Origin of the sequence: Dolichospermum sp. UHCC 0352 (assembly GCF_009711925.1) — a bacterium.
Taxonomy (GTDB): Bacteria; Cyanobacteriota; Cyanobacteriia; order Cyanobacteriales; family Nostocaceae; genus Dolichospermum; species Dolichospermum lemmermannii.
The window spans coordinates 1946-3849 of record NZ_VIKY01000077.1 but is presented as its reverse complement, the minus strand read 5'-3'; the positions used below and the strand labels follow the sequence as shown (position 1 = coordinate 3849).

General features: G+C 38.7%; 6 protein-coding genes. 1 reads left to right on the top strand and 5 read right to left on the bottom strand.

Annotation, left to right across the window (positions count from 1 at the left end; all coding sequences use genetic code 11):
- Positions 1-494: RNA-guided endonuclease TnpB family protein (locus tag FJR06_RS24235; protein WP_254434390.1), on the bottom strand; the 494-nt coding region annotated here is incomplete at its 3' end.
- Positions 410-766: a helix-turn-helix domain-containing protein gene (locus tag FJR06_RS24230; RefSeq protein WP_235081864.1), complete on the bottom strand. Its 357-nt coding sequence runs from the start codon at positions 764-766 to the stop codon at positions 410-412. The genes FJR06_RS24235 and FJR06_RS24230, both read right to left, overlap by 85 nt.
- 59 nt (positions 767-825) lie before the next feature.
- On the opposite strand from FJR06_RS24230, the gene FJR06_RS05165 reads away from it, so the two are divergent.
- A complete protein-coding gene (locus FJR06_RS05165) occupies positions 826-1008 on the top strand; it encodes a hypothetical protein (RefSeq protein WP_168651005.1) in 183 nt (60 codons plus the stop codon).
- Between the two features lie 57 nt (positions 1009-1065).
- Here the strand turns inward: FJR06_RS05165 and FJR06_RS05160 are convergent, their stop codons facing one another.
- The 3 genes from FJR06_RS05160 to FJR06_RS05150 are packed head-to-tail and all read right to left on the bottom strand — an operon-like array spanning position 1066 to position 1720.
- Entirely contained in the window at positions 1066-1308 is a 243-nt protein-coding gene (locus tag FJR06_RS05160) for a hypothetical protein (protein ID WP_039203720.1), read from the bottom strand.
- Positions 1301-1495 (bottom strand): hypothetical protein, encoded by a 195-nt coding sequence (locus FJR06_RS05155; RefSeq protein WP_039203721.1) that lies wholly within the window; start codon positions 1493-1495, stop codon positions 1301-1303. The genes FJR06_RS05160 and FJR06_RS05155 overlap by 8 nt, the downstream gene beginning before the upstream one ends.
- Positions 1496-1555: 60 nt before the next feature.
- Positions 1556-1720, bottom strand: a complete 165-nt coding sequence (locus tag FJR06_RS05150; RefSeq protein WP_072033657.1) for a hypothetical protein — start codon at positions 1718-1720, stop codon at positions 1556-1558.
- Positions 1721-1904 lie beyond the last annotated feature (184 nt).

The window sequence follows — 1904 nt, the reverse complement described above, 5'->3', positions numbered from 1 at the left end:
GAGCATATTTGAGAACTGGGGAAGAACCTATCCACAAGGATTAATTCACTCCCGAACTTCTCGGTTTTATACTCTAACTGTCGTTTGAACTCATACATCCCACAATCGGCGATAGCACCCGCTAATTTGTGGTTCTTCAAAAATGCCTTAACGTGCAAATCCTCTATCTTTATCACGCTGTGGTTTTTAGCTAGATAGTAGGTTAATTTGTGTATGGAATCCTGGCGAATATTAGAAACTTTGGCGTGTAATTTAGCCAATTTTCTTACAGCTTTCTTGCGATTATTAGACCCCTTCACCTTTCGGCTAACGCTACGCTGTAAGCGTTTCATGCGTTTACTCATCCGGCGGTAGGCTTTGGGGTTTTTGAATATTTCACCATTACTGCAAACTGCTAACTCCTTTATTCCTACGTCAACGCCGATGGTCGGTCTGTCTGCAAGTATAGGAGGTTTTTCAATCTCGTACTTGACAGAAATAAACCTCGGTCCCATGCTTGGCGTAAGTCAGTTAACGCCTTTTGTGGGACATTTTTGTTAACTTCGTAATACCAAGCGTGTTCAGATTTGACCTCAGCTATTAACTTTTTATGCAGGTCAATCGCTGATGGTAATTTAAGTTTTTCGCCTTCTTTGCGAGTAGCTAAAATATCTATAACTTGAGCATTTGCCCAGTTATAGGCGTGTCTAGCTACTCCAGAAGCCTTGCGAAAAGCTGTAATCTGTCGGTTATTTGGAATTAGTGCAGTTTTGAATGATAAAAGCATTGACTCGACCTTTCAATGTTGTAGTATAGTTAGTATACCAACTTACAAGGTTAAAGTCAATGCCATTTGAGAAAAATAATAAAATTGGTGCTAAGAAAATCCTCAAAGCTGAGTTAGACGCTCAACCAATTTGTTTTAAAGGTCGGAAAGGGCAAAGGGAGAAAATTAAAACCGTCCCTGACTGGCCGCAACGGTTAAGGGATTTTGTTGATCAACTTATTGAAGACTTAGACAAACAGTAAGATAAGGATAGTTATGGGTAGAAATTATCTAGCTGTTTCTACCCCCTGCTTCACTAACTAAGCAACGATTTTTACTGATTTGATACCCTTGCTACACCATTGAATTAGTAGCCATCGGTCAGAATCCTTGTCTAATGCAGGTTTAAGCCGAAAATTAAAAACGTCCTCCCATACATCCACACCATACTGATTAACAAAATCACGCTCTAACTTTTTGAATTGCTCCCAATTGCGATCGCTAATAGCAGTCAGCATAGGAACAATAGTAGTGATAGGAACTTGAGTAGCTGTTTCACTCATCTGGGTAATCCTCAAAAATACAAATAATTGGTAAATCTCCAGTTTCAGTGTCGATAATTTCGACTAATCGCTTACCTTTCCCTCTAGCAAGTTTTTTGCAACGCCCCTCAGTTGTAGCTGCGCCCCAATCTCTAGTTTCTGCTAGATAGTCAAATTTCCCCTTAGAACGTTTGATGTCATCTGCCATGCTGATTTTACTTAGGTTCTTTATTCAGTTTTCAAGTCAGAGTTTGGAGTAGAGAACGTTCTAACTTGCCTTTGGATTGCGTAGTTGTGTTTTTTTAATTTCACGAATACCAGACTCCACTATAAAAGCTGCAAGGTTAGCTGTGGTTCTACCCTGTTCATTAGCAAGTTTCTCCAATTCTTCAAATACAGCATCTGGAAGTGTAACGCTAAATCGTTTACTCATTTGCATCTATATAGAATCTCCTTTACACCAATATTCTACTAACTAATTCACTGTTTATTACAAAAAACATCTAGATTGAATCATTTACGATGTTAACTGAATCTATTTAGATGCTAAACTAGCACTATAAGCCAAGTAAATGCAACTCCACTACATTTTTATAAGTTCTGCGGGTTAAGAGGAT